This is a genomic window from Paraburkholderia sp. RAU6.4a (genome assembly GCF_050435625.1).
In the GTDB taxonomy this organism is placed as follows: domain Bacteria; phylum Pseudomonadota; class Gammaproteobacteria; order Burkholderiales; family Burkholderiaceae; genus Paraburkholderia; species Paraburkholderia tuberum.
Genome location: NZ_JBNDKQ010000003.1, coordinates 2334864 through 2357415 on the forward strand (window position 1 = coordinate 2334864; position 22552 = coordinate 2357415).

17 protein-coding genes and 2 pseudogenes are annotated in these 22552 nt (G+C 63.7%); 14 read left to right on the top strand and 5 right to left on the bottom strand.

Features of this window, described 5'->3' with window-relative positions; all coding sequences use genetic code 11:
• The first annotated feature begins 27 nt into the window (after positions 1–27).
• From OKW40_RS35375 to glnA, 7 genes and pseudogenes are all read left to right on the top strand, one after another.
• Positions 28–1740: a SulP family inorganic anion transporter gene (locus OKW40_RS35375; protein ID WP_429493670.1), complete on the top strand. Its 1713-nt coding sequence runs from the start codon at positions 28–30 to the stop codon at positions 1738–1740.
• 218 nt (positions 1741–1958) lie between these two features.
• Positions 1959–2051: pseudogene (locus OKW40_RS35380) on the top strand (phosphatase PAP2 family protein); the annotation flags it as partial.
• Between the two features lie 180 nt (positions 2052–2231).
• On the top strand, positions 2232–3848 hold the full coding sequence (locus OKW40_RS35385; protein WP_429493671.1) for a methyl-accepting chemotaxis protein: 1617 nt from the start codon (positions 2232–2234) through the stop codon (positions 3846–3848).
• A gap of 121 nt (positions 3849–3969) precedes the next feature.
• Positions 3970–4134 carry an FmdB family zinc ribbon protein gene (locus OKW40_RS35390; RefSeq protein WP_184049514.1) on the top strand — a complete coding sequence of 55 codons (165 nt, stop codon included), beginning with the start codon at positions 3970–3972 and terminating at the stop codon, positions 4132–4134.
• Positions 4135–4809: 675 nt separating this feature from the next.
• Positions 4810–5241, top strand: coding sequence for a hypothetical protein (locus OKW40_RS35395; protein WP_429493672.1), 432 nt, complete (start codon positions 4810–4812; stop codon positions 5239–5241).
• Between the two features lie 312 nt (positions 5242–5553).
• Positions 5554–5757: a hypothetical protein gene (locus OKW40_RS35400; protein ID WP_090806402.1), complete on the top strand. Its 204-nt coding sequence runs from the start codon at positions 5554–5556 to the stop codon at positions 5755–5757.
• A 93-nt stretch (positions 5758–5850) separates the two neighbouring features.
• A pseudogene (gene glnA, locus OKW40_RS35405) lies at positions 5851–7357 on the top strand (type I glutamate--ammonia ligase).
• A gap of 64 nt (positions 7358–7421) precedes the next feature.
• Here the strand turns inward: glnA and OKW40_RS35410 are convergent.
• The 3 genes from OKW40_RS35410 to OKW40_RS35420 form a co-directional block, all read right to left on the bottom strand.
• Positions 7422–7772, bottom strand: coding sequence for a hypothetical protein (locus OKW40_RS35410; RefSeq protein WP_429493674.1), 351 nt, complete (start codon positions 7770–7772; stop codon positions 7422–7424).
• Between the two features lie 99 nt (positions 7773–7871).
• Positions 7872–8510, bottom strand: coding sequence for a LysE family translocator (locus tag OKW40_RS35415; protein WP_429403406.1), 639 nt, complete (start codon positions 8508–8510; stop codon positions 7872–7874).
• A 187-nt stretch (positions 8511–8697) separates the two neighbouring features.
• A complete protein-coding gene (locus OKW40_RS35420) occupies positions 8698–9573 on the bottom strand; it encodes a LysR family transcriptional regulator (protein ID WP_187613976.1) in 876 nt (291 codons plus the stop codon).
• Positions 9574–9725: 152 nt separating this feature from the next.
• Here OKW40_RS35420 and OKW40_RS35425 point away from each other — a divergent pair, with 152 nt between their 5' ends.
• From OKW40_RS35425 to OKW40_RS35450, 6 genes are all read left to right on the top strand, one after another.
• The gene (locus tag OKW40_RS35425; RefSeq protein WP_008918388.1) at positions 9726–10160 is read left to right on the top strand and encodes a VOC family protein; all 435 of its coding nucleotides are present in this window, start codon (positions 9726–9728) and stop codon (positions 10158–10160) included.
• A gap of 409 nt (positions 10161–10569) precedes the next feature.
• Positions 10570–13842, top strand: coding sequence for an efflux RND transporter permease subunit (locus OKW40_RS35430; RefSeq protein WP_429493676.1), 3273 nt, complete (start codon positions 10570–10572; stop codon positions 13840–13842).
• A 23-nt stretch (positions 13843–13865) separates the two neighbouring features.
• The gene (locus OKW40_RS35435; protein ID WP_429354071.1) at positions 13866–15092 is read left to right on the top strand and encodes an efflux RND transporter periplasmic adaptor subunit; all 1227 of its coding nucleotides are present in this window, start codon (positions 13866–13868) and stop codon (positions 15090–15092) included.
• Between the two features lie 50 nt (positions 15093–15142).
• A complete protein-coding gene (locus OKW40_RS35440) occupies positions 15143–16678 on the top strand; it encodes an efflux transporter outer membrane subunit (RefSeq protein ID WP_429493996.1) in 1536 nt (511 codons plus the stop codon).
• A 107-nt stretch (positions 16679–16785) separates the two neighbouring features.
• Positions 16786–17472, top strand: a complete 687-nt coding sequence (locus OKW40_RS35445) for a heavy metal response regulator transcription factor (protein ID WP_018424874.1) — start codon at positions 16786–16788, stop codon at positions 17470–17472.
• On the top strand, positions 17469–18941 hold the full coding sequence (locus OKW40_RS35450) for a heavy metal sensor histidine kinase (protein WP_429493677.1): 1473 nt from the start codon (positions 17469–17471) through the stop codon (positions 18939–18941). Before OKW40_RS35445 ends, OKW40_RS35450 begins: the two co-directional genes overlap by 4 nt.
• Here the strand turns inward: OKW40_RS35450 and dinB are convergent.
• On the bottom strand, positions 18908–20074 hold the full coding sequence (gene dinB / locus OKW40_RS35455) for a DNA polymerase IV (RefSeq protein ID WP_184065303.1): 1167 nt from the start codon (positions 20072–20074) through the stop codon (positions 18908–18910). The genes OKW40_RS35450 and dinB overlap by 34 nt on opposite strands.
• Positions 20075–20352: 278 nt before the next feature.
• On the opposite strand from dinB, the gene OKW40_RS35460 reads away from it, so the two are divergent.
• Positions 20353–21933, top strand: coding sequence for an EAL domain-containing protein (locus OKW40_RS35460; RefSeq protein ID WP_429493678.1), 1581 nt, complete (start codon positions 20353–20355; stop codon positions 21931–21933).
• A 32-nt stretch (positions 21934–21965) separates the two neighbouring features.
• On the opposite strand, the gene OKW40_RS35465 is transcribed toward OKW40_RS35460, so the two are convergent.
• Entirely contained in the window at positions 21966–22547 is a 582-nt protein-coding gene (locus OKW40_RS35465; RefSeq protein ID WP_090806381.1) for a YceI family protein, read from the bottom strand.
• Between the last annotated feature and the right edge of the window lie 5 nt (positions 22548–22552).

Here is a 22552-nt window from a genome sequence, read left to right on the forward strand (position 1 = left end):
TACTTTCGTTTTAGGTCAGCATCGCGTATGCAAGATTCTCTGCAAAAAATGGCGGCCCGTGCCAGCGTGCTGAAGGGCGTTCTTCCTTTGAGCCGGATTGCGGCGGCGCGCGATGCGCTGGCCGGTGTGCAGCTTGCGTCGATGGATATTCCTCAGGTCCTCGGCTATGCGCGCATTGCCGGCATGCCGGCCGTCACCGGGCTCTACACGGTGTTCCTGCCGCTCGTCGCGTTCGCGTTCTTCGGTGCTTCGCGGCATCTGGTCGTGGCCGCCGATTCGGCCACCGCGACGATCTTCGCGAGTCGTCTTTCGACGATGGCGCCCGCGTCGAGCGCCGAGTATGCGGCGCTCGCGGCGATGGTCGCGTTGCTGACGGCCGCGTTGCTGTTCGTCGCGCGCATCTTCAAGCTCGGCTTTCTCGCCGATTTCCTGTCGCGTACGGTGCTGGTCGGCTTTCTTGCGGGCGTCGGCGTGCAGGTCGGCATCGCGATGCTCGGCGACATGCTCGGCGTGCCCGGACATGCGGCGAGCAGCGTGAAACAACTGCTGCTCGTCGTGAGCGACGCCGCGCAGATCAATCGGCCGACACTGGCGATCTCGCTGCTCGTGGTGACCGCGATTCTCGTCTGCAAACGTTTCTGGCCGCGTCTGCCGGTGCCGTTGGTCGCGGTCGTCGCGGGCATTGCCGCGAGCGATGTGTTCGGATTCGCCGCGCACGGCATCTCCATCCTCGGACCGGTGGAGGGCGGATTGCCGCCGCTGCGGATTCCGTCGGTGACGTGGCAGCAGATGCTCGATCTCGTGCCGGTCGCGGCGTCGTGCTTCGTGATGATCGTCGCGCAAAGCGCCGCGGCGAGCCGGGTGTTCGCCGACCGCTATCACGAGCCGGTCGATACCAACGCAGACCTGCTCGGCATCGCGGCCGCCAACGCGGCGGCGGCGTTTTCCGGCGCGTTCGTCGTCAACGGCAGCCTGACGCAGACCGCGATGGCCGATCGCGCCGGCACGCGCAGCCAATTCGCGCAGCTCGTGTTCGCGGCGGTCGTGGTGGTCGTGCTGCTGTTTTTCAGCCGCTATCTGCAGTATCTGCCGCACTGCATTCTCGCGAGCATCGTGTTTACGATCGCGGTCGGCCTGATCAATCTGCAGTCGCTCTTTTCGATTCGCCGCGAAAGTCCCGGCGAATTCGCGCTGGCTTTGTTCACGGCGGCGGCGGTCGTGCTGATCGGCGTCGAGCACGGCATTCTGGTCGCCGTCGCGTTGTCGTTGCTGCGTCACGTGCGGCACAGCTACCGCCCGCACACGATGATGCTCGCGCCCAACGGCGACGGCATGTGGGTGCCGGTGCCGGCGGTGCCCGGCGTGGAGACCGCGCCTGGGTTGATCGTCTATCGTTTCGGCGCCGATCTGTTCTACGCGAACGATCATTTTTTCGTCGACGATACGCGCCGCCTGATCGATCACGCACCGAACGCCGTGCGCTGGTTCGTCGTCGATGCGAGCGCGATTACGGATGTCGATTATTCGGCGGCGCGCTCGGTGGGCGAGTTGTGCTCGGCGCTCAAGCGCAATGGGATCGAGGTGGTCTTTGCGCGGGTGAATCGCTATTTGCGCTCGGATATGGATCGGCATGGAATCACGCCGATCGTCGAGGAGCGCTGTATTTTCGGCACGCTGCATGAGGCGCTGAGCATGGCGGGAGTGGAGAATCCGCATGAGCGGGTCAAGGGGGCGCCATAACGGGCCGCCCTGGCTTCGCACTGAGGCGGCGCATGCCGCGAACACCGCCTCGGACGGGCAAATTGCCAGCAAACGTTGTCTGCGCCTCATTTGTTATCGCTTGCCTCAATTATTCTGACGTTCCGCTTCGACTGGCAGATATCGATTACAAGAACATGAACGGCTTCGATTCGACCATCGAAACATATCTGTCCAGCATACACTTCGGTCATTTCGCGACTGCAATGCTGGCCTTCATTTTGTGTGTCGAACTCGTCACGCAGTTCGAAGAACTGCGTGCTCTGGCGTTCGGCGTGTTCAAACATCTATGACCCGCGCGGAGCGCCACGGCGCATGTCGATATTCTTGAGGTTCGCCCTGGCGCCGCCTTTCAGTGAGCTGAGATTAGCGAGCACACTCTATTGCCATCTCATGCAATATTCTGTCTAATGAATTCAGAATAAAACGGCCGATTTATTCGGCTCGCTGACTTAGTCGACGGGGTTCACTTCATGTACTCTCTGCTGCCGCTCAAGGCCCAGGTGCGCCGTCACGCGCGAACGCTCGCCGGGTATTTTCCAGCTCCATTTTCACGCGACGAATCAAGCAGTGTCGACATCCTCGGTGTCATGACCCCCGGGCTGCTGAACGGGAACACCCTGCTGAACCTCAACTACGGCGAAGTGGACCACTTCACCGGCAAAACCCGCGCGACGGGCACCTTATTCGTCGCAATTGGCGACGACTTCGTGCGCGTCGCCACTTCGGTCAAAAGGCAAACCGGCGAGCGGGCCGTGGGCACGGTACTCGACCGCTCGCATCCCGGCTATCGGATGCTGCGCGGCGGGCGACCCTACACCGGTTACGCGACGCTATTCGGCAAGCAATACATGACACGGTACGAGCCGATCCGCGACAGTTCTGGCGAGATAATCGGCGCGCTGTATGTCGGCCTCGACGTCAGTGAGGTGTGGAACCTGTCGATCGGAGCCAGACTCGCGCTGCTTACGCTGGCCGCCAATACCGTACTTCTGCTGGCCTATGGTCGGCTGCTGGAGGCCGTGATCCCCCCCGACCGATCGAGCCCGGGAGCGGCATTGCCCGCTTTCCTGCAAACCGGGGTGATCGGCTTCGGGCTACTCGGCGCGCTGCTGGTCAGCGCGCTGGTCTTCGTGACGACCCGGCGCGGTCTCGGCATGCAACTGCTCGAAGCGAAGGCCGCCGCCGAAAAACTCGCGGCCGGCGATTTGACCGCGCAAGTTCATGTCAGCCGGCGCGACGAACTGGGCCAGTTGATGCAGGCAATGAACGGCATCAGTGTCGGTTTGGCCTCGGTAGTCGGCAACGTCCGACGTGCCTCCGATATGATCGCGCTGGGCGCGCGCGAAATTGCGGCCGGCAACGCGGAGCTTTCGTCCCGCACCGAGGCGCAGGCTGGCTCGCTCGAGGAAACCGCGTCGACGATGGAACAATTGACGGCGATGGTCCGCGCCAATGCCGAACGCGCTTCGCACGCCAACCAACACATCGCCTCGGCCTCCGATCTCGCGGTCAAAGGCGGCACCGTGGTGGGGCATGTGGTGACCACCATGTCGTTGATCCGCGGCAGTTCACACAAGATCGTCGACATCATTAGCATGATCGACTCAATTGCCTTTCAGACCAATATCCTGGCTTTGAACGCGGCCGTCGAGGCAGCACGCGCCGGCGACCAGGGACGCGGCTTTGCGGTCGTCGCCGCCGAGGTGCGCAGCCTGGCCCAACGCAGCGCCATGGCCGCCAAGGAAATCAAGGCGCTGATCACCGACTCGGTCGGCAACGTCAATGCAGGCGGCGAACTGGTCGACCAGGCTGGCCGGGACATGACCGAAATCGTCACGGCTGTCGATAGTGTGGTCACTTTGATGGGTGAGATTACCCACGCGAGCAACGAGCAAAGTACCGGCATCGGCGAAGTCAACCGCGCGATCGGGCAGATGGACGAGATGACCCAGCAGAACGTTGCCCTGGTGGAGCAGGTGGCAGCCGCGGCAGCCAGCATGCAAGAACAGGCGTCCACATTGGAAGATGCCGTGCAGGTATTTCGGCTGGTAGGCGATGGGCAAACTGACATTCGCCCCATACGATGAGCGCTGCGCGCGAGGTGCACGCAGGCGTTTCTCGCACTTTCCTGGACTAGAATGGGTTATTGCCGACGTCGTAGACGTATCTGGTCAGCCCGACGTGCGGGATTCTCGTTGGAGGAATGCCATGCCGACTTACCGGTACAGGTGTGAGAAGTGCGGTGAGATGTTCGAACACGCCGAGCATCTTGCTGAACATGAAAACGCTCATCCGGCTTGCCCAAAGTGCGGAAGCGAGAAGGTTCTGCACACACCGACGCCATTTGTGCCGAAAACCTCCAGAAAGAGCTGAAACCTGTCTGACCGGGCGACGGCAAAATCCGGGCCTTTGCAGCCGTCGCCCATGCTTTCGCGCGGACATTCGTGCGTCGGTTCAGCCCTGCCGGCGGATCTACGCTCGCAGATCCTCCCGTCGCCTTGTGGGATGGCGTAAGGCGGTTACCGACTGTGCGGCGCGTGTTTATCAGGAGCCTGAAACGGGATGTCACACCAAAAACGCCGACTCGTTTGAAATCCTATGCACATCTGCGAGACGTGAGCCGACTTGCGCTCCAGACTCGGGCCGTTTCAAGCTCGTGCCTGCTTACGGGCAGCAAGACGAAGGAGATTGGGTATCTCGATGGGAGCGTGCAAATCTGGAAATAGGCAGTGCGTGCTGCCAGATTGACGGCGCGGTACGCATGATAGGCAACGTCATTTGCGCGTGGTTGCCGTTATGCGGTTGTTTAACTTCAACGGTGCGTAGTTTCCATCCGCTGACCGTCACGGGTCGGGGCGTAGGCTGGCGTAAGAATGGATCACGCGCAGCGCGTCGAGCGTATTCTATGAAGCTTCTTGCCGAATTCGTCGGCAGGCCGTGAGGGTCCCGCTTGTTTACGACGAAGAATCGAAACTCGTCGACCTGAACGCCGACGAACTACTCGAAGCGTTGAGCGCAATCGCGCGCCTCAAGAAGCATTTCCGTGTCATGGACCCGAGCGCTGCGCTGGCCGAGGTCGCGCGTTTCGTGCGCGGCGAACAGCAACTGGTTCCATGCATCGGTGGCAGCAAGTACTTTTATATCGACTGGAACCTCGATGTTTGGCGTTGCGAGGCGTGGCCTGAGCCGATGGGCTCCGTCTTCGACCTCGACCGCCTGCCCGATCAACGGCAACCCTGCAATGACTGCATGATGGGATGCTACCGGCATGCCAGCATTCTGATGCACGGTGCCGTCGCCGTGACCGACTCGGTGTACGCGCTGGGCAAGGGACAGCTTCGGGCTGCTGTCGGCTTGTTGTTCCAGCGCAGCGTTGCGTATTCGCTGTGGGCGCTTTCAGTCGAAGAATTACCTCGGGCGGCGCTCATCTCGTTCGCTAGACGGACTGGCCAACGCCGTTCTATGCCGCAAACTGAATGAGCTCCATTTCCGCGGCTGAGGTCCCTGGGGGGAGACGGCTCGCCCATTCGAACGCCCGTCCGCGTTACTCGACCGGCGCAACCGCGCCTCCCGACAAGGTCTCGACGAGGGCTTTAGATGATTGCGGGCAAGCCGCTTTCACCGCCGAACCCATCGGCTGTGCTCGGCATCGGAAGCGAGAAAACTGTCATTGGACCGATTCCATTGCCTAAGATCAAGCTACGCGCTCCGTGAGGAAAGCACCGCGGCTCGCGAACGGCTTTATTGTCGCGCTCCCCTTTTTCCGCGCGACTTTTCCACAAGGAGGTCACGATGAAATCAGAGGACAAGGGCGACGTGCGCGCTTTCGTGCAAACGGCCGAGCAGAGTGGCGAGCATGTCTGGGTCATCACGCTGGTCGACTTCGCGGCCCGTGAGGTCAAACGCTCGCTCGTTTCGGACGAGACGTATGCGACCTCCGCCGCTGCCAGAGATGCCGGCGAGGCTCATTTGAAGGCATTGGAGCAAGACCGCTAGGCCCACGCACTGCCGCCTTGCTTTCGCGCGTGGACGTACTAACGTTGGACTATAAGTACACGGGCGGTAATGGGGCGGAAGAGGGCAAAGTTCATGGCCAGTACGCAAGGAACCACCGGATCGCCGTTTGCGGCGTCCGTCGAAGCGGGCAGCTATCGCGTCACGCGACCGCAAAGCGCAAGCGATGTGATCGGCCTGCTGCAAGCGCGCGATATTCAGATGGTCGATCTGAAATTCACCGACTTGCCCGGACTCTGGCAGCATTTTTCGATCACGCTTCCCGAGGTTCACGACGACCTGTTCAGCGCCGGCATCGGTTTCGATGGTTCATCGATCCGCGGCTTTCAGGAGATCCACGAGTCCGACATGCTGCTGCGGCCTGACCCGGCAACGGCCTTCGTCGACCCGGCTTGCGGCACACCGACGCTGTCGATCATTTGCGACGTCGTCGATCCCGTGCTGCGGCAGCCGTATTCGCGCGATCCGCGCTACGTGGCGAAAAAGGCGGAGAACTATCTGCGCCAGACGGGCATCGCGACGACGTGTTATTTCGGGCCGGAGCTCGAATTCTTCATCTTCGACTCCATCCGCTTCGGCCAGGATCAGCACTGCGGCTACTACTACGTCGAGTCGGGCGAGGGCGACTGGACCACCGGTCGCGACGAAGGCGCATACGGCGGTGGCAACCTCGGCTACAAGCAGCGCTACAAGGAGGGCTATTTCCCGGTGCCGCCTCATGACACGCTGCAGGAGATCCGCTCGGAAATCGCGCTGACGCTCCAGCAGGCGGGCGTACAGATCGAAGTGCATCACCACGAAGTTGCGACCGCGGGACAGAACGAGATCGACATGCGCTTTGCGACGCTGACCCGCATGGCCGACAACGTGATGATCTACAAGTACGTCTGCAAGAACGTCGCGCGTCGGCACGGCAAGGTCGCAACCTTCATGCCGAAGCCGCTGTTCGCCGACAATGCGAGCGGCATGCATTGTCACCAGAGCCTGTGGAAAGACGAACAGAACCTCTTTTACGACGCGGGCGGCTGGGCGCTGACTTCGGACCTGTGCCGCTGGTACATCGGCGGATTGCTCCAGCACGCACCCGCGCTGATGGCCTTCTGCGCGCCGACGACGAATTCATACAAACGCCTGGTACCCGGATATGAGGCGCCCGTCAATCTGGCGATGTCGCAGCGCAACCGTTCGGCCGCGGCGCGCATTCCGATGTATTCGGATTCGGCGAACGCGCGGCGCGTCGAATTTCGCTGTCCGGACCCGTCGGCCAATGCATATCTCGCTTTCGCCGCGATGCTGATGGCCGGCCTCGACGGCATTGAAAACAAGACCGATCCCGGCGAGCCGCTCGACCGCAACATCTACGATCTGCCCGCCCGAAGAAGCGCGCAATATACGGCAGGTGCCGGGCTCCCTCGACGCGGCGCTGGCCGCGCTCGAAACCGATAACACGTTCCTGCGCAAAGGCGATGTCTTTACCGACGACGTGATCCAGACATGGATCGACTACAAGCGCAGCCGCGAGATCGACACCATCAAATTGCGTCCGCATCCATGGGAGTTTTATCTGTACTTCGATATCTAGAAGAACAACGCAGGCGGTGACTCGGTCTTGGTACTAGAGCGCCTCGATGCGAGCGCCTCGCGACTCAATCGTCCGCGAAAAAATGGCCGATGAAAATGCAGCCAGCCGCGAGCGCGGCGCCCAGCGCCGCGACCGTATAAGCGAGCCTGACACCGTGCCACAAGCTATCGAACCATTGATGCAACTGCGCCATCAGTACCGCCGCGTTGCCGCCGATCTGCTGTAGCTCGATCTGATAGCGCGGATCGACGATGCCGTACATGGCGACCGCGCTATCGGGCGGCGGGACGCAGACGTCAATGAGCACCGCAGCGATCAGGCTAACCATGAGGATCGCCGCGCCGGCGAAATAGAGCCGTCTTTGCAGCGGCGAGCGTTGGTTGGAAGAAGGTGCGTCGTGGTCGTTGCCGTTCATCGTTGCGTGGGTGGGTGCGCTAGCAGCTGTCGTTGATGGAGCCGAACCGCCAGTATCGCAGAGCGCGGCCTCGGGCGACCCAGACGCGCCCGACCCACCTCAACTCTTCGACGTCAACAATTTGACCCCCGCAATGCCGAACATCACCGCGAGCGAGCCATCGAGCCAGCGCCGGATCGCCGTATAGACGCGGCGTGCGGACGCCGTCGAAAACAGCACCGCGTAGCTGCTGAATACCGTCGCGCCGATCACCATGCAGCCCAGCACGACCGGCGTCACGTGCGCGGCGCCGTGTACCGGCGACATCGCGAGCGACACGATCGACAGCCACACCAGCACCGCTTTCGGATTCGTGAGATGCAGCAAAAGGCCACGCAGATAGAGTCGCCCGAGCGGTTCGTCGACGCGCGCCGCGCTCGCGGCCGGCTTGCCGGCGCTCCACGCCGAGCGTGCGGACTTGAAGCCGAGCCACAGCAGATACAAGCCGCCCGCGATCCGGATCGCGACGAGGCATTCCGAGTAGGCGGCGAGCGCCGCCGACAAGCCGAGCGACGCGAGCAGCGCCCATGAGAACGAGCCCGACACCACGCCGAGCGCGAACACCAGTGCCGCGCGTCGGCCCGCGCTCATCGCGAGCGACATGATCGCGAGATTGCTCGGCCCAGGGCTCGCGGTGCCGACGAAATAGGCGCTGTAGGCGATCAGGACATCGGCGGTGAGCAGAGGGCTAACGATCATGGCGGGCAAATGCAAGGGCGGAGCGCGTGTTCGACAATGCAATGCAACGCGCCACAGAGCAGGTTGAATGAAGCAACGATTCTGCGCGCCGTCGCGTGCGATTCACAGATACAGTTGCGCGTACGTATGGCAGCACACTCGATTCGAACCCGAAGCGAACTCGTATCGAATGCGGCGTGCAAAGCGCTCAACCGTGCGCCGCGCTCGCAATACACTCCGCCAACGCATCGGCGACCACCGGCCGGCTATGCCGCGGCCGCAGCACGAGCCCGATCTCGCGCTCGAAGCTCGCATCGCCGAGTTCGAGTGCGACGACGCTCGCTGGCCATTTGCCGAGCCCGGCCGTATTCGGAATCAGCGCGACACCCATGCCGCGCGCGACCAGTTGCACGATCGCCTGCAATTCGTCGAGCTCGACCGCATCGCGCACGCCAAGGCGCGCGCGCCGCAGAAAACGGTCGACGAGCCGTCCGCCGAACGACGCGCGGTCATAGCGGATGAACGGCTCGCTGCGCAGCAGTTCGCGCCACGAGCGGCCGCCGCGCGCAAGCTGTTTCGGCGCGAGCAGCACGAACGGTTCGGCGACGAGCGTGCGCCATTCGAGTTCCGACGGCAGCGCGAACGGCGGTTTGATGATGACGGCCAGATCGAGCTCGCCCGAGTCGACCTGGCCGAGCAGCCCCAGCGACACGCCCGGCACCACGCGAATCCGCCAGCCGGGACGGTCGTCGCGAAAGCGCGCGAGCGCGTCGGCGAGCAGCGACACCTGCGCGGACGCGATCGCGCCGACCCGCAGCATGCCGCTCTCGGCGGCGCCGCCGCTGCGCTCGGAGAGCCGCGCATAGAGCGTCATCATTTCCTCTGCGAGCGCGAGCGTCTCGCGGCCCGCCTCGTTGAGCGTCGCAGAGCGGCCGGTGCGGTCGAATAGCTGAAAGCCGAGTTCCTGTTCGAGCCGCTGCATCTGCGCGCTGACGGCCGATTGCGTGAGCCCGATGCGCGCGCCCGCGCCGGAGAACGTGCCGTACTGGCTGACGGCGATGAAGGTTTTCAACTCGCTGAGCATGATCGATCAATCGATTTTGGTGATGGTCAGGTCAAATATATATCGTTTCTCAACATTTTTATTCATGATTAAACCTTTGCTTCAACTGAACCGGTTGCCAGTCGTGCCAGTCGCAATTCATCCTCACACCCACCCCAGCGAGTCTTCCTATCATGAGCGTTGCCGAAACCGCTTTGCCGCCGTTCCACCTGGCGTTTCCTGTTCATAGCCTCGCCGCCGCGCGCGAGTTCTACGGCGAATTGCTCGGCTGCCCGGAAGGGCGCAGTTCGGACGCATGGGTCGATTTCAATTTCTACGGTCATCAGATCGTCGCGCATCTGGCACCGGACGAAGTCGGTCACCGTCATACCAGCGCAGTGGATGGCGACGCGGTGCCGGTGCGCCACTTCGGCGCGGTGCTGTCGATGGAGCAATGGCAGGCCGCCGCGGACAAACTGCAGAAGGCCGGCATCGAATTCATCATCGAGCCGCATGTGCGCTTCAAGGGCGAGGTCGGCGAGCAGGCGACGATGTTCTTCCTCGATCCGTCGGGTAATGCGCTCGAGTTCAAGGCGTTCGCCGATATGTCGTCGCTGTTCGCCAAATAAGCGTCGCGGGCGTTGACGCCAGGATACGAATGACTGCAAGTGAGGGCCGGTCGACCATTCAGGTTGACCGGCCTATTTTCGTTGAAGGGGATGGCCGCACGGAGCAAAATCGCCCCGTCTTGCGAATCAATCTGAAAGCATGTTTCATATCATTTCGGCCAAAAAACGTGCCGCGTATCAGCAAACGCTTCATTAACTGCGCGTAAATTTATTCAGCAAACGTTTGCTTTGCGGCTAATTCGCAGCTAATTCGGCGAGAGCCCTTCGTCTTCAAAAATGGCGCATTTGCTTTCAACAAGCTTCCTGACGATTTCGCCATTTTCATGCCATGCAGGCGTTGGTACCATCGATCTAGCATAAGCGCAGATTCAATCCCTCCCTCCACCCGCATTTTCTCTGGCCCGTTTCAATGTGGATCGTCAACGTAGCGCTTAAGCGGCCATACACGTTCATCGTGATGGCAATTCTGATCGTGCTGGCGACGCCCTTCGTGCTGTTCACCATGCCCGTCGACGTGCTGCCGGATATCAACATTCCGGTCGTCAGCATCATCTGGACGTATACGGGGCTGTCGGCCGAAGACATGGCCACCCGTATCACGTCGGTCAACGAGCGCAGTCTGACCACGACGGTCAACGACATCGAACATATCGAATCGCAATCGCTCCCCGGCATCGCGATCCTGAAGGTGTTTCTGCAGCCGAACGCGAACATCCAGACGGCGATCGCGCAGACGGTCGCCATCGAGCAGGCGCAATTGAAGCAGATGCCGCCGGGCGCCACCGCGCCGCTGGTCATCAGCTACTCGGCTTCCAGCATTCCAGTCATCCAGCTCGGCCTGTCGAGTCCGAAACTCTCGGAGCAGGATCTCAACGACACCGCGCTGAACTTCCTGCGACCGCAACTGGTGACGATTCCGGGCGCGGCCGTACCGTATCCGTATGGCGGCAAATCGCGGCTGATCTCGGTCGACCTCGACACGCGCGCGCTGCTGGCCAAGGGCCTGACACCTGCCGACGTGGTCAACGCGTTCAACGCGCAAAACCTGATTCTGCCCACGGGCACGGCCAAGATCGGGCCGAAGGAATACACGATCGACATGAACGGGTCGCCGCCGACGTTGGAAGGTCTCAACGACATTCCGGTGCGCACCGTCAACGGCGCGACGACCTACCTGCGTGAAGTCGCGCATGTGCGCGACGGCTTCTCGCCGCAGACCAACATCGTGCGGCAGAACGGTCATCGCGGCGTGCTGATTTCGGTGCTGAAGAACGGCAACGCGTCGACGCTGTCGATCGTCGATACGTTGAAAGCCATTTTGCCGGCCGCGCGCGCCGCGCTGCCGCCGGATCTGCAGATCACCGCGCTGTTCGACCAGTCGGTGTTCGTGAAGGCGGCGGTGCAGGGCGTGGTGCGCGAAGCGCTGGCCGCCGCCGCGCTGACCGCCGCGATGATCCTGCTGTTCCTTGGCAACTGGCGCAGCACCTGCATCATCGCGATCTCGATTCCGCTGTCCATTCTGTCGTCGCTGATCGTGCTGCACGCGCTCGGGCAGACCATCAACATCATGACGTTGGGCGGCCTCGCGCTCGCGGTCGGCATATTGGTGGACGACGCGACCGTGACGATCGAGAACATCGAGCGGCACCTGCACTTGGGCACGAATCTGCACGATGCGATTCTCGAAGGCGCCGGCGAAATCGCAGTGCCGGCGCTCGTCTCGACACTGTGTATCTGTATCGTGTTCGTGCCGATGTTCTTCCTGACCGGCGTCGCGCGCTATCTATTCGTGCCGCTCGCGGAAGCGGTGGTGTTCGCGATGCTCGCTTCGTACATCCTGTCGCGTACGCTCGTGCCGACGCTCGCGATGCTGCTGATGGGCCACGCGCACAAGCCGAAGGCGGGCACGAAGCCGAATCTGTTCATGCGTCTGTATCACCGCTTCGACGCCGGCTTCGAGCGCATGCGCGCGACTTACATCATGATCCTGAGCAGCCTGCTCGTGCGTCGCAAGATGTTCGGCGCGCTGTTCCTCGGTTTCTGCGTGCTGTCGATGGGCCTGTTCTTCACGCTCGGCGAAGACTTTTTCCCGAGCGTCGACGCGGGCGATATCCGCTTGCACATGCGCGCGCCGACCGGCACGCGTATCGAGGAGACCGCGCGGCTTGCCGACGAGGTCGAAAAGGTGATCCGCGAAGTCGTGCCGCCCAGGGAGTTGGGCACGATTCTCGACAACCTCGGCGTACCGTATAGCGGCATCAACCTGTCGTATAGCAATGCGGGCACGATGGGCACGCTCGACGGCGAGATCCAGATTGCGTTGAACGAAGGCCACAAGCCGTCGCAGATCTACATGGACAAGCTGCGCGCGATCCTGCCGCAGCGTTTCCCGGGCGTCGAGTTCTTCTTTCAGCCGGCCGATATCGTCACGCAGATCCTGAACTTCGGCCTGCCTGCCGCGGTGGACGTGCAGATTTCGGGCGCGAATCAGCAGGGCAACCTCGACGTCGCGCGCAAGCTGCTGAAGCAGGTGCGACTGATTCCCGGCACCGTCGACACGCATATCCAGCAGAAGCTCGACGAACCGGTGATCGATCTGCACATGGACCGCACCCGCCTGCAACAACTGAACCTGACCGCGAACGACGTCGCGCAGAACGTGCTCGTTTCGCTGTCGGGCAGCTCGCAGACGTCGCCGGGCTTCTGGGTCAACAACAGGAACGGCGTGGAATACAAGGTGGCGGTGCAGACGCCGCAGTACCAGGTGTCTTCGATCGACGAACTGTTGCGCACCCCGGTCTCGGCCACGATGAACGGGCCGACGCAACTGCTCGGCAACCTCGTGCAGATCTCGCCGAAGAGCCAGTTCGCGGAAGTCACGCATTACAACATCCGTCCGGTGATCGATCTGTATGTGAGCGTTGAAAAGCGCGATCTCGGCAGCGTGGCGAATCAGGTCGACAAGATCGTCGACGAGGTGCGCGGCTCGCTGCCACGCGGCAGCACGATCACCGTGCGCGGCCAGGTACAGACGATGCGCAGTTCGTTCTTTGGGCTCGGCATCGGCGTCGCGATGGCGATCGTGCTCGTGTATCTGCTGATCGTCGTGAACTTCCAGTCGTGGGTCGATCCGCTGATCATCGTCAGCGCGTTGCCGGCGGCGCTCGCGGGCATCATGTGGATGCTGTTCCTGACCGGCACCCATCTGAGCGTGCCGGCGCTGACCGGCGCGATCATGACCATGGGCGTCGCGACCGCGAACAGTATTCTGATGGTCGCGTTCGCGCGCCAGCGGCTGTCGGCCGGCGCACCGCCGCTCACGGCCGCGCTCGAAGCCGGCGCGAGCCGGATTCGTCCGGTGCTGATGACCGCGTTCGCGATGATCATCGGCATGATTCCGATGGCGCTCGGTCTCGGCGAAGGCGCCGAGCAGAATGCGCCGCTTGGCCGCGCGGTGATCGGCGGGTTGCTGTTCGCGACCGTATCGACGCTGTTTTTCGTGCCGCTCGTGTTTGCGGGAATTCATTCGTGGCTCGCGCGCCGTCATAAGAACGGCGGCGACGACGACAACGGCGGTGGCGACGCTGGCGACGATGGCGGTGGCAGTGGCAGTGGCAGTGGCAGTGGCGGCCATAGTGACACCCCCGCACCGGAACCCAGCAGTGCGGCGACGCCCGCGTAAAAGTTAAACGATGGTTGACTGAGATGACCGAAAAAACTCATGCATCGCTAGCGATCCCCGCGCGGGAAACCGAAGAAGGAGAGCACCGGCTGCCGCCGCGCCATCGCGAATGGAAGCGCGCGAAGATCGCCGTCGTGATCGTGCTCGTGCTGCTCGTGGCAGGCACACTTCGCACCGTGATCGCGAACGTGCTGCAAAACCGCGAAGTCGCGGCGATCGCGCAGCAGAATGCCACGCAGTACGTGAACGTCGTCATGCCGACCCAGACCGAGGGCGGCGGCGACACGCTGCTGCCGGGCACGCTGCGCGGCTATGTCGAGTCGCCGATCTATGCACGCGCGACCGGCTATCTGCTGCACTGGTACGCCGACATCGGCACCCACGTGAAGCAGGGGCAACTGCTCGCCGAGCTGGATACGCCGGAAATCGACCAGGAACTCGCGCAGGCTCTGGCACAGCGTCAGCAGATCAATTCGAGCCTCGCGCTCGCGAAGAGCTCGCTGGACCGTTGGCAGCAGCTGCGCCAGCGTGATGCGGTGTCGCAGCAGGAACTCGATGAACGGCAAAGCACCTACACGCAGGACCTCGCGAATCTCGCGGCCGCCGATGCGAACGTCAAGCGTCTGCAGCAGCTCGAATCGTTCAAGCGGATCGTCGCGCCGTTTACCGGCGTGGTGACGCAGCGCAACGTCGACGTCGGCGATCTGATCGACGCGGGCAGTGGCACGAGCCGTGCGTTGTTCGCGCTTGCTCAATCGGACCCGTTGCGCGTCTATGTGCAGTTGCCGCAGGCCTACGCGCAGAACGTCGCGGTCGGGCAGAAGGTCGTGGTCACGCAGGCCGAGCTGCCGGGCCAGCAGTTCAACGGCAAGATCACGCATATATCTGGCGCGATCGACGTACCCACGCGCTCGTTGCAGATCGAAGTGACGCTGCCGAATCCCGACGACAAGCTGCGCCCCGGCGCGTACGTGCAGGTCGCGGTGCCGGCCGCCGCGCATGCGCGTCTCACGGTGCCCGGCAACGCGCTGCTGTTTCGCGCGGAGGGTCCGCGCCTCGCGGTCGTCGATGCAAAAGGCAACGTGAGCCTGCGCAAGGTCGTGATCGCGGTGGACCTCGGACAGCAGCTCGAAATCGAAAGCGGTATCTCGCCGAGCGATCGCATCATCGTCAACCCGAGCGATTCGATTGCCGATGGCGATCACGTGCAGGTGCAGCCGCTGCAGAAGAACGGCAAGGGGGCGTCGTGACGTTCGCGGCTTCACGCGAGGCGCGTACGCGTGGCACTGTCTTCACCGCGCTGAGCGCGTGCGCCGGCGCGGCGCTGCTCGCCGCGTGCACGGTCGGCCCGGACTATCAGCGGCCGCAGGCCGAGGTGCCGCCCGAATGGCACACCGATTCGTTCTGGCGCGTCGCCGCGCCGTCGCATGCGCCGATCGCGCCGGACTGGTGGACGGGCTTCGCCGACCCGACGCTCGCGACGCTCGAAACCCAGGCACTCGCGCAGAACCAGACGCTCGCCGCGGCGAGCGCGCACTACGAGCAGGCGAAGGCGACGCTCGCGAACACCAGCGCGCAGCGCGTGCCGGAAGTCGATTTCAACGCACAGGCCTCACGCTTCCGTATTTCGCACGACCGGCCGCTGACGAACTACGCGACGCCGACCGAATCGACGGTGCAGAACAACCTCCAGCTCGGGCCGACGATCAGCTACGACACCGATCTGTTCGGCCGCATCCGTCGTCAGGTCGAGGGCGCGCAGGCGTCGGCCGAACAGTCGGCGGACGATCTCGCGAACGCGCGCCTCGTGCTGACGACCGACCTCGCCACCGACTACTTCTCGCTGCGTGAGCTCGACCGCGAGATCGACGTGCTGAACCAGTCGGTGAAGCTGCAGCAGAAAGCGCTCGACTACGTGAACACCGAGCACGATCTCGGTTCGGTATCGGGCCTCGACGTGCTGCAGCAGAAATCGCAGCTCGATTCGACGCGCGTGCAGGCGCAACTGCTGCTCAATCAGCGCGCGCAGTTCGAGCATGCGATCGCCGCGCTGGTCGGCGTGCCGGCACCGCAGTTCGCGATCGAGCCGAAGGTGCTCGACATCAAGGCGCCGACCGTACCGCTCGGCGTGCCGAGCGACGTGCTGCAAAGGCGTCCCGACGTCGCCTCGGCGGAACGTGCGATGGCGGCGGCCAACGCGCAGATCGGCGTGGCCAAGGCGGCGTTCTTCCCGAGCCTCACGCTGACGCCGGGCATCGGCTGGGAGAGCACCGAGTTCGCCAATCTGCTGAGCGCGCCGACGCTGATGTGGACGCTCGGCGCGACGGTCGGTCAAGTGATCTTCGACGGCGGCCGGCGCGCGGCCAACGTCCAGTACGCGAGCGCGGGCTACAAGGCGACCGAGGCGAATTATCGGCAGACCGTGCTGAGCGCGTTCCAGCAGGTACAGGACGGCATCACAGGACTGTCGGTGCTCGACGGCGCGGCGAAGCAGTCGCGCGAGGCGGTCGAGGACGCGCAGCGGCTGCTGTCGCTCGCGAACGATCGCTATTCGGGCGGCCTCGTCGCGTATCTGAACGTGATCGACGCGCAGGAGTCGCTGCTGACCAGCGAGCGCACGGACGTGCAGATTCACGGCCAGCAGTTGACGCTGTCGGTGGCGCTCGTGAAGGCGCTCGGCGGCGGCTGGGAGGGCGGCGCGCAAGGTGGCGCAATGGCCGGGAACGAGGCTACCCGTACGAACGCGACAGCGAACGTCGCCAGTGCTACGGCATCGCCGCAGCAAGCGCCAGCCGGCGGCGCGCAGCAGAAGGAGATGCCGGCTCCTGCACACTGAATCGCCCCGGCCGAGCTTCCATGCCGAGGGAGTGGGATCGGCGCGAGGCATTAGGGGGCGTTTCGTATAATGGACAGTTGGCCGCCAAACGTGGCATGGGGACGCGGATGAAATTGCTGATCGTTGAAGACGAGCACAAGGTGGTGGACTACCTGCGCTCCGGTTTGACAGAGCAGGGCTGGGTCGTCGATGTCGCGCTCGACGGCGAGGAAGGCATGCATCTGGCCACCGAATTCGATTACGACGTGATCGTCCTCGACGTGATGCTGCCTAAGCGCGACGGCTTCAGCGTGCTGAAGGCGCTGCGCATGCGCAAGTCGACGCCGGTCATCATGCTGACCGCGCGCGATCACGTGAACGACCGCGTGCGCGGCCTGCGCGAAGGCGCGGACGACTACCTGACCAAACCGTTCTCGTTCCTCGAACTGGTCGAGCGTCTGCATGCGCTCGCGCGCCGCACGCGTTCGCAGGAATCCACGTTGATTTCCGTCGGCGATCTGTTCGTCGATCTGATCGGCCGCCGCGCGACGCGCGACGGCGTGCGCCTCGACCTGACCGCGAAAGAGTTTCAACTGCTCAGCGTGCTCGCGCGCCGTCAGGGCGACATTCTGTCGAAGACCGCGATCACCGAACTCGTGTGGGACGTCAACTTCGACAGCCACACGAACGTCGTCGAAACCGCGATCAAGCGGCTGCGCGCGAAGCTCGACGGCCCGTTCCCGTCGAAGCTGCTGCACACGGTGCGCGGCATGGGCTACGTGCTCGAAGTGCGCGAAGAGGCCGAGACATCATGAACCGTTCGATTGCCCGCCGTCTCGCGTCGATGTTCGCGCTGGTCGCGCTGTTCGTGTTTACGCTCGTCGGCACGGGGCTCTTTCTGGTGCTGCGCACGCAGCTCGAGCATCATCTGCGCGAGTCGCTCGACGATCGCACGCAGATCGCGCGCATCATCGTCTATCACGCGGTGACGCCCGAAAAATGGCGGATGTGCCGCGAAAAACTCACCGACATGACGCCGCACGACGGCAGCACCGTGTACTCGGTGACGAGCGCGGACACGAGCTATCACTTCGGCACGCCGGTGCAGGGCACTGTCACGAAGAGCTGGCCGGGCGGCTATGCGCGCATCGCGCCGGCGGGCGGCGGCCCCGACATGCTGACCTCGACGGTGACCTTGCCCGCCAACGCCGCGCGGCCGCCGGTGCAGTTGCAGGTCGCCTCGAGCTATTCACCGAACCTGCGCACGATGCGCGTGTTCGGCTCGGCGCTCGCGGCGCTGTCCGCGCTCGGCAGTCTCGCGGTGCTGCTGCTCAGCTACTCGGTCACGCGCATCGGTCTCGCACCGCTCACGCGTCTGACGCGCGACGCATCGGCGGTCAGCCCGAACAACCGCTCGCAGCGGCTCAATACGGCGTCGCTGCCGCTCGAACTGAACGACCTCGCGAACTCGTTCAACGGCGCGCTCGAACGGCTCGACGGCGCCTACGGCCGGCTCGAATCGTTCAACGCGGACGTCGCGCATGAACTGCGCACGCCGGTCACGATCCTGATCGGCCAGACCGAGGTCGCGCTGACCCGCAACCGCTCGGTCGACGATCTGCGCCACACGCTGCAATCGAATCTCGAAGAATTCGAGCGGATGCGCACGATCATCAACGACATGCTGTTCCTCGCGCGCGCCGATCAGGGCGAACGCGCGACGGGGCTCGTCGAGGTGTCGCTCGCGGCGGAACTCGCGCATACGCTCGAGTTTCTGGAGATTCCGCTCGAAGAGGCGCACGTGCATGCGCAGTTGCACGGCGATGCGTTCGCGCGCGTGAACCGGTCGCTATTCGGCCGCGCGTGCACGAACCTGCTGATGAACGCGATCCAGCATTGCGAGCCGGGCGCGTCGATCAGCGTGACGATCGCGCGCGGGAAAGGACCGATGCGCGACCAGGTGCGCGTCGCCGTGGCAAATCCTGGCGAGCCGATCGCGCCGGACGTCCTCGAACATCTGTTCGACCGTTTCTATCGCGCGGAAGTCTCGCGCACCAATAGCCGCGAAAACCACGGGCTCGGGCTCGCGATCGTGAAGGCGATCGCGGAGATGCATCGCGGCACCGTGTCCGCGCACAGCGCCAACGGCATCAACACGTTCTCGTTTTCGGTGGCGGCGTCGGCGCTGTCCACGTCAGGCGACGTGCCGGCCATGCGTGCGAACGCGACCGGCGTCGCCGGCGACAGCGCCTATTCGTCGCTCGCGAAAGGCAAGTCGGCCTGAACCGGCAGGCGCGGCTTCAGCGCCTGTTCGCTGGCCGACGTCAGCGTGCTGATGCGCACGCCCAATAGCCGCAGCTTGCGGTTCAACTCCACGCGTCGCAAACATTCGGTCGCCGCGCGGCGGATTTCGGTCGCGTCGGCGGTCGGTTCGTCGAGCGTCAGGTCGCGCGTGACGGTGTGGAAGTCGTCGTAGCGCAGCTTGATGCCGATCGTGCGGCCCACGTAGCCCTTGCGCACGAGATCGTCGGCGACACGCACGCACAGCCCCGTAAACGCGCTCGATAACGCCGGTCGATCGTGGCGCGGATGCAGATCGCGCTCGAACGTGGTCTCGCGGCTGATCGACTTCGGCTCCGATTCGACCACCAGGGGCCGCTCGTCGTGACCCTGCGCGACCTGCATCAGCCAGGCGGAATAGCTGCGCCCGAAGTTGTCCTGCAACAACCCGGCGTCGGCGGCGGCCAGATCGCCGACCGTCGCGAGGCCGAGTGTGGTCAGCTTCTGCGCGGCCTTCGGGCCGATGCCGTTGACCTTGCGCACCTGCAGCGGCCACACGCGCAGCGGTATATCGGCCGGCGTGAGGATCGTCAGGCCGTCAGGCTTGTCGAGTTCGGAGCCGATCTTCGCGAGCAGTTTGTTCGGCGCGACGCAGATCGAACACGTGAGACCGGTGGCCTGATGAACGGCGTCCTTGATGCGCCGGCCGATGTCGGCTGGTTCGCCCGCCAGGTCGGTCAGGTCGATATAGATCTCGTCGATGCCGCGATCCTCGATGCGGTCCGTGAACGTCCTGACGGCGGCCTTGAAAAGACGCGAGTAGTGGCGGTATGAATCGAAGTCGGTCGGCAGCAGGATCGCGTCGGGCGCGAGCGCGGCGGCCTTCATCATGCCCATCGCCGAAAATACGCCGAGCGCGCGCGCCTCGTAGGTCGAGGTGGTCACGACGCCGCGGCCCGCGTAATCACGCAGCTTGGCGAAGCGCCTGCTGCCGTCTTCGAGCACCTGCGGCGCGCTGTTGCGCCCGCCGCCGATCACCACCGCGCGCCCGCGCAACTCCGGATAGCGCAGCAGTTCGACGGACGCGTAAAACGCGTCCATGTCGAGGTGCGCGATGCGGCGGGTTGGCGAATTCATGGGAGTTGAAGCGGGCGATGGCAATGAACGAAAGCGGTGACGGCGCGCGTCGCGACGCCGCCAGCCCGTAATGGTACCTTGCCGCGCTCGCCGCCGGTCAGGGCGGCGCGGCCGGCCGCACGCGTGTCGTTCGACGCGTTGTTGAAAATGCGGGTTCAGAAACTATGCTTGACACTGAACTCCGCCGCTTGCGTACGGGGTCCATGCCGGGCCGCTGCCGCTCCCGGCGGGTTTCGCCGCGACCGCTTCACCACGGGGCTCGACAGATGATCCAGCGCATGTCGCTGATTTCGGCGTATATCGCTCTCGGCTGCGCCGCAACGGTGCTGCCGGTCCTGATCAGCATCTATATCGCGAACGAAGACGTCACACGCCGCGAGCAGCGAGATTTGCGCCAATACGCGGAAAAGGCCGTGATGCGCACGGAACTCGTCACGTATCAGGGTTTTGCGGCGATCGCGGACCTGCAGGCCGAGCACGGCGCGCCGTGTTCCCCGCAATACCTGGAGCGCGCCGCCCATGTGATTTTCAACTACCGCTACGTCCGGGACGCAGGTGCGTACAGCGACGGGCGCTATCTTTGCTCGCCGCTGTTCGGCGACGTTCGGACGCAGAATGTCGAACTGCCGCCGCCGCGCTGGCGAAGCAACGACGGCTACCTGGTCTGGTTCCAGCAAAAGAATCCGCTCAGCGACGTGCGCGAGGACATACAGATCGGGCGCAACGGCGAGTACGTGTCAATCGATCCGCAGTCATACGTCGATGTGATGGATCCGGCGGGGAGGCCCATCGCCACGATCAACACCGAACTGAACTCGATCGTCGCGCTGTCGACGGGCGCGGACCCCGACGAGATGCTCCATGCATGGAAGCGGGCGGGGCGCGTCGATAGCGATGAATGGAACTACGCGGTCGCACGTTCGGCGACGCGCGCGCTTGGCGTCGTCGTCAAGGGCCGGCGCACCAGCCTGCTGAGAGACTGGCCCGGCCTGCTGGCGACGTGGCTGTCGATAGGCGTCGCGATGGGCGCCGGGTTCGGCTGGTTCGCGTTCAAACGGATCTCGCGACAGGTGTCGTTCCGGGCATCGCTCGAATGGGCGATCTCGCGCAAAATCATCGACGTCGCCTATCAACCGATCGTGAGTCTCGTGACCAACGAATGCGTCGGTGTCGAAGCGCTGGCCAGATGGAATCTGAACGGACGCGAGATCTCGCCGCATATTTTCATTGGGTTGGCCGAGCAGCATGGCCTGATCCAGTCGTTGACCGACCTCGTGCTCGCTAAAGCGCTCCACGACCTGACAGAGCTATTGCGTTCGCGGCCGTGGTTCTACGTGTCGGTCAACGTGAGCGGCGAGGATCTGCGCACGCCGCGCTTTCTTAACCTGATCACCGCGAGGCTCGCCGGAACCGGCCTGCGTCCCGCGCAGATCAGGATCGAAGCGACCGAGCGCAGTTGCCTGAACGCCGATGCGACCCGGCAGACGATCGCGGCCTTCCGAAGCGCCGGCCACCCGGTCTATATCGACGATTTCGGCACCGGCTATTCGAGCCTCGCCTATTTGCAGACGTTCATGATCGACGCTCTGAAGATCGACAAATCGTTCGTCGACACGATCGCCCGGGATGCGGCGTCGAGCATCGTTGCGCCGCATATCATCGACATGGCGCACGAATTGGGGGTGGAAGTCGTGGCGGAGGGAATCGAGCGCGACGAGCAGGTCGAGTATCTGCTGCGCCGAGGCGTTCAGTACGGACAGGGCTGGCTGTTCGCGAAGGCCATGCGCCGCGAGGAGCTGGTCGCGTGGCTGGAGGCGCGCCGCGCGTCGCACGCGCCGGCGCAGCCCGCGATCCAGTAGTTCGGCGCCCGGCCGTGCCGGGCGCGATGCGCTTACTGCTTGACGCCTTCGGCCTGGATATGCAGCGTGGTCTTCATGTTGAAGCCGTACGCCTTGCCGAAGTCGATGCCGAAATCGTCGCGATTGAACGTCGCGACCGATTCGGTGCCGCACACTTCGCGCTTCAGCATCGGATGCTGGATGCATTTGAACGATTCGATCTTCAGGTTGACCGGTTTCGTGACGCCGTGCAGCGTCAGCGTGCCGATCACTTCGACCGGCTTGTCGCCGTCGAAGCGGATCTGCGTGCCCTTGTAGGTCGCGGTCGGGAACTTCGCGGTGTCGAAGAACTTGTCGCCGACCAGTTCCTCGTTGAGCTTGTCGTTGCCGATGCCGACCGAGGTCATGTCGATCGTCGCCTCGACCGTGCCGGTCTTCGCCGCGCGATCGAGCACGACGGTGCCGCTGCTTTTCTGGAACTTGCCGCGCCAGATCGACAGGCCGCCGAAGTGGTCGGTCTCGAAGCTCGGCGACGTGTGCGTCGGATCGAGCAGGTAGGTTTCGGCGGCGGCCATCGCGTTGAACGAGCATGCAGCGGCGAGCGCGCCGGCGGCGAGCAGGAAGGATTGCTTCAAGTTGG

What these genes read in the sequence shown, in the direction of transcription:
- OKW40_RS35375 (WP_429493670.1), top strand. Translation starts at nt 28, where the DNA reads ATGCAAGATTCTCTGCAAAAAATGGCGGCCCGTGCCAGCGTGCTGAAG.
- OKW40_RS35385 (WP_429493671.1), top strand. Translation starts at nt 2,232, where the DNA reads ATGTACTCTCTGCTGCCGCTCAAGGCCCAGGTGCGCCGTCACGCGCGA.
- OKW40_RS35390 (WP_184049514.1), top strand. Translation starts at nt 3,970, where the DNA reads ATGCCGACTTACCGGTACAGGTGTGAGAAGTGCGGTGAGATGTTCGAA.
- OKW40_RS35395 (WP_429493672.1), top strand. Translation starts at nt 4,810, where the DNA reads ATGGACCCGAGCGCTGCGCTGGCCGAGGTCGCGCGTTTCGTGCGCGGC.
- OKW40_RS35400 (WP_090806402.1), top strand. Translation starts at nt 5,554, where the DNA reads ATGAAATCAGAGGACAAGGGCGACGTGCGCGCTTTCGTGCAAACGGCC.
- OKW40_RS35410 (WP_429493674.1), bottom strand. Translation starts at nt 7,772, where the DNA reads ATGAACGGCAACGACCACGACGCACCTTCTTCCAACCAACGCTCGCCG.
- OKW40_RS35415 (WP_429403406.1), bottom strand. Translation starts at nt 8,510, where the DNA reads ATGATCGTTAGCCCTCTGCTCACCGCCGATGTCCTGATCGCCTACAGC.
- OKW40_RS35420 (WP_187613976.1), bottom strand. Translation starts at nt 9,573, where the DNA reads ATGCTCAGCGAGTTGAAAACCTTCATCGCCGTCAGCCAGTACGGCACG.
- OKW40_RS35425 (WP_008918388.1), top strand. Translation starts at nt 9,726, where the DNA reads ATGAGCGTTGCCGAAACCGCTTTGCCGCCGTTCCACCTGGCGTTTCCT.
- OKW40_RS35430 (WP_429493676.1), top strand. Translation starts at nt 10,570, where the DNA reads ATGTGGATCGTCAACGTAGCGCTTAAGCGGCCATACACGTTCATCGTG.
- OKW40_RS35435 (WP_429354071.1), top strand. Translation starts at nt 13,866, where the DNA reads ATGACCGAAAAAACTCATGCATCGCTAGCGATCCCCGCGCGGGAAACC.
- OKW40_RS35445 (WP_018424874.1), top strand. Translation starts at nt 16,786, where the DNA reads ATGAAATTGCTGATCGTTGAAGACGAGCACAAGGTGGTGGACTACCTG.
- OKW40_RS35450 (WP_429493677.1), top strand. Translation starts at nt 17,469, where the DNA reads ATGAACCGTTCGATTGCCCGCCGTCTCGCGTCGATGTTCGCGCTGGTC.
- dinB (WP_184065303.1), bottom strand. Translation starts at nt 20,074, where the DNA reads ATGAATTCGCCAACCCGCCGCATCGCGCACCTCGACATGGACGCGTTT.
- OKW40_RS35460 (WP_429493678.1), top strand. Translation starts at nt 20,353, where the DNA reads ATGTCGCTGATTTCGGCGTATATCGCTCTCGGCTGCGCCGCAACGGTG.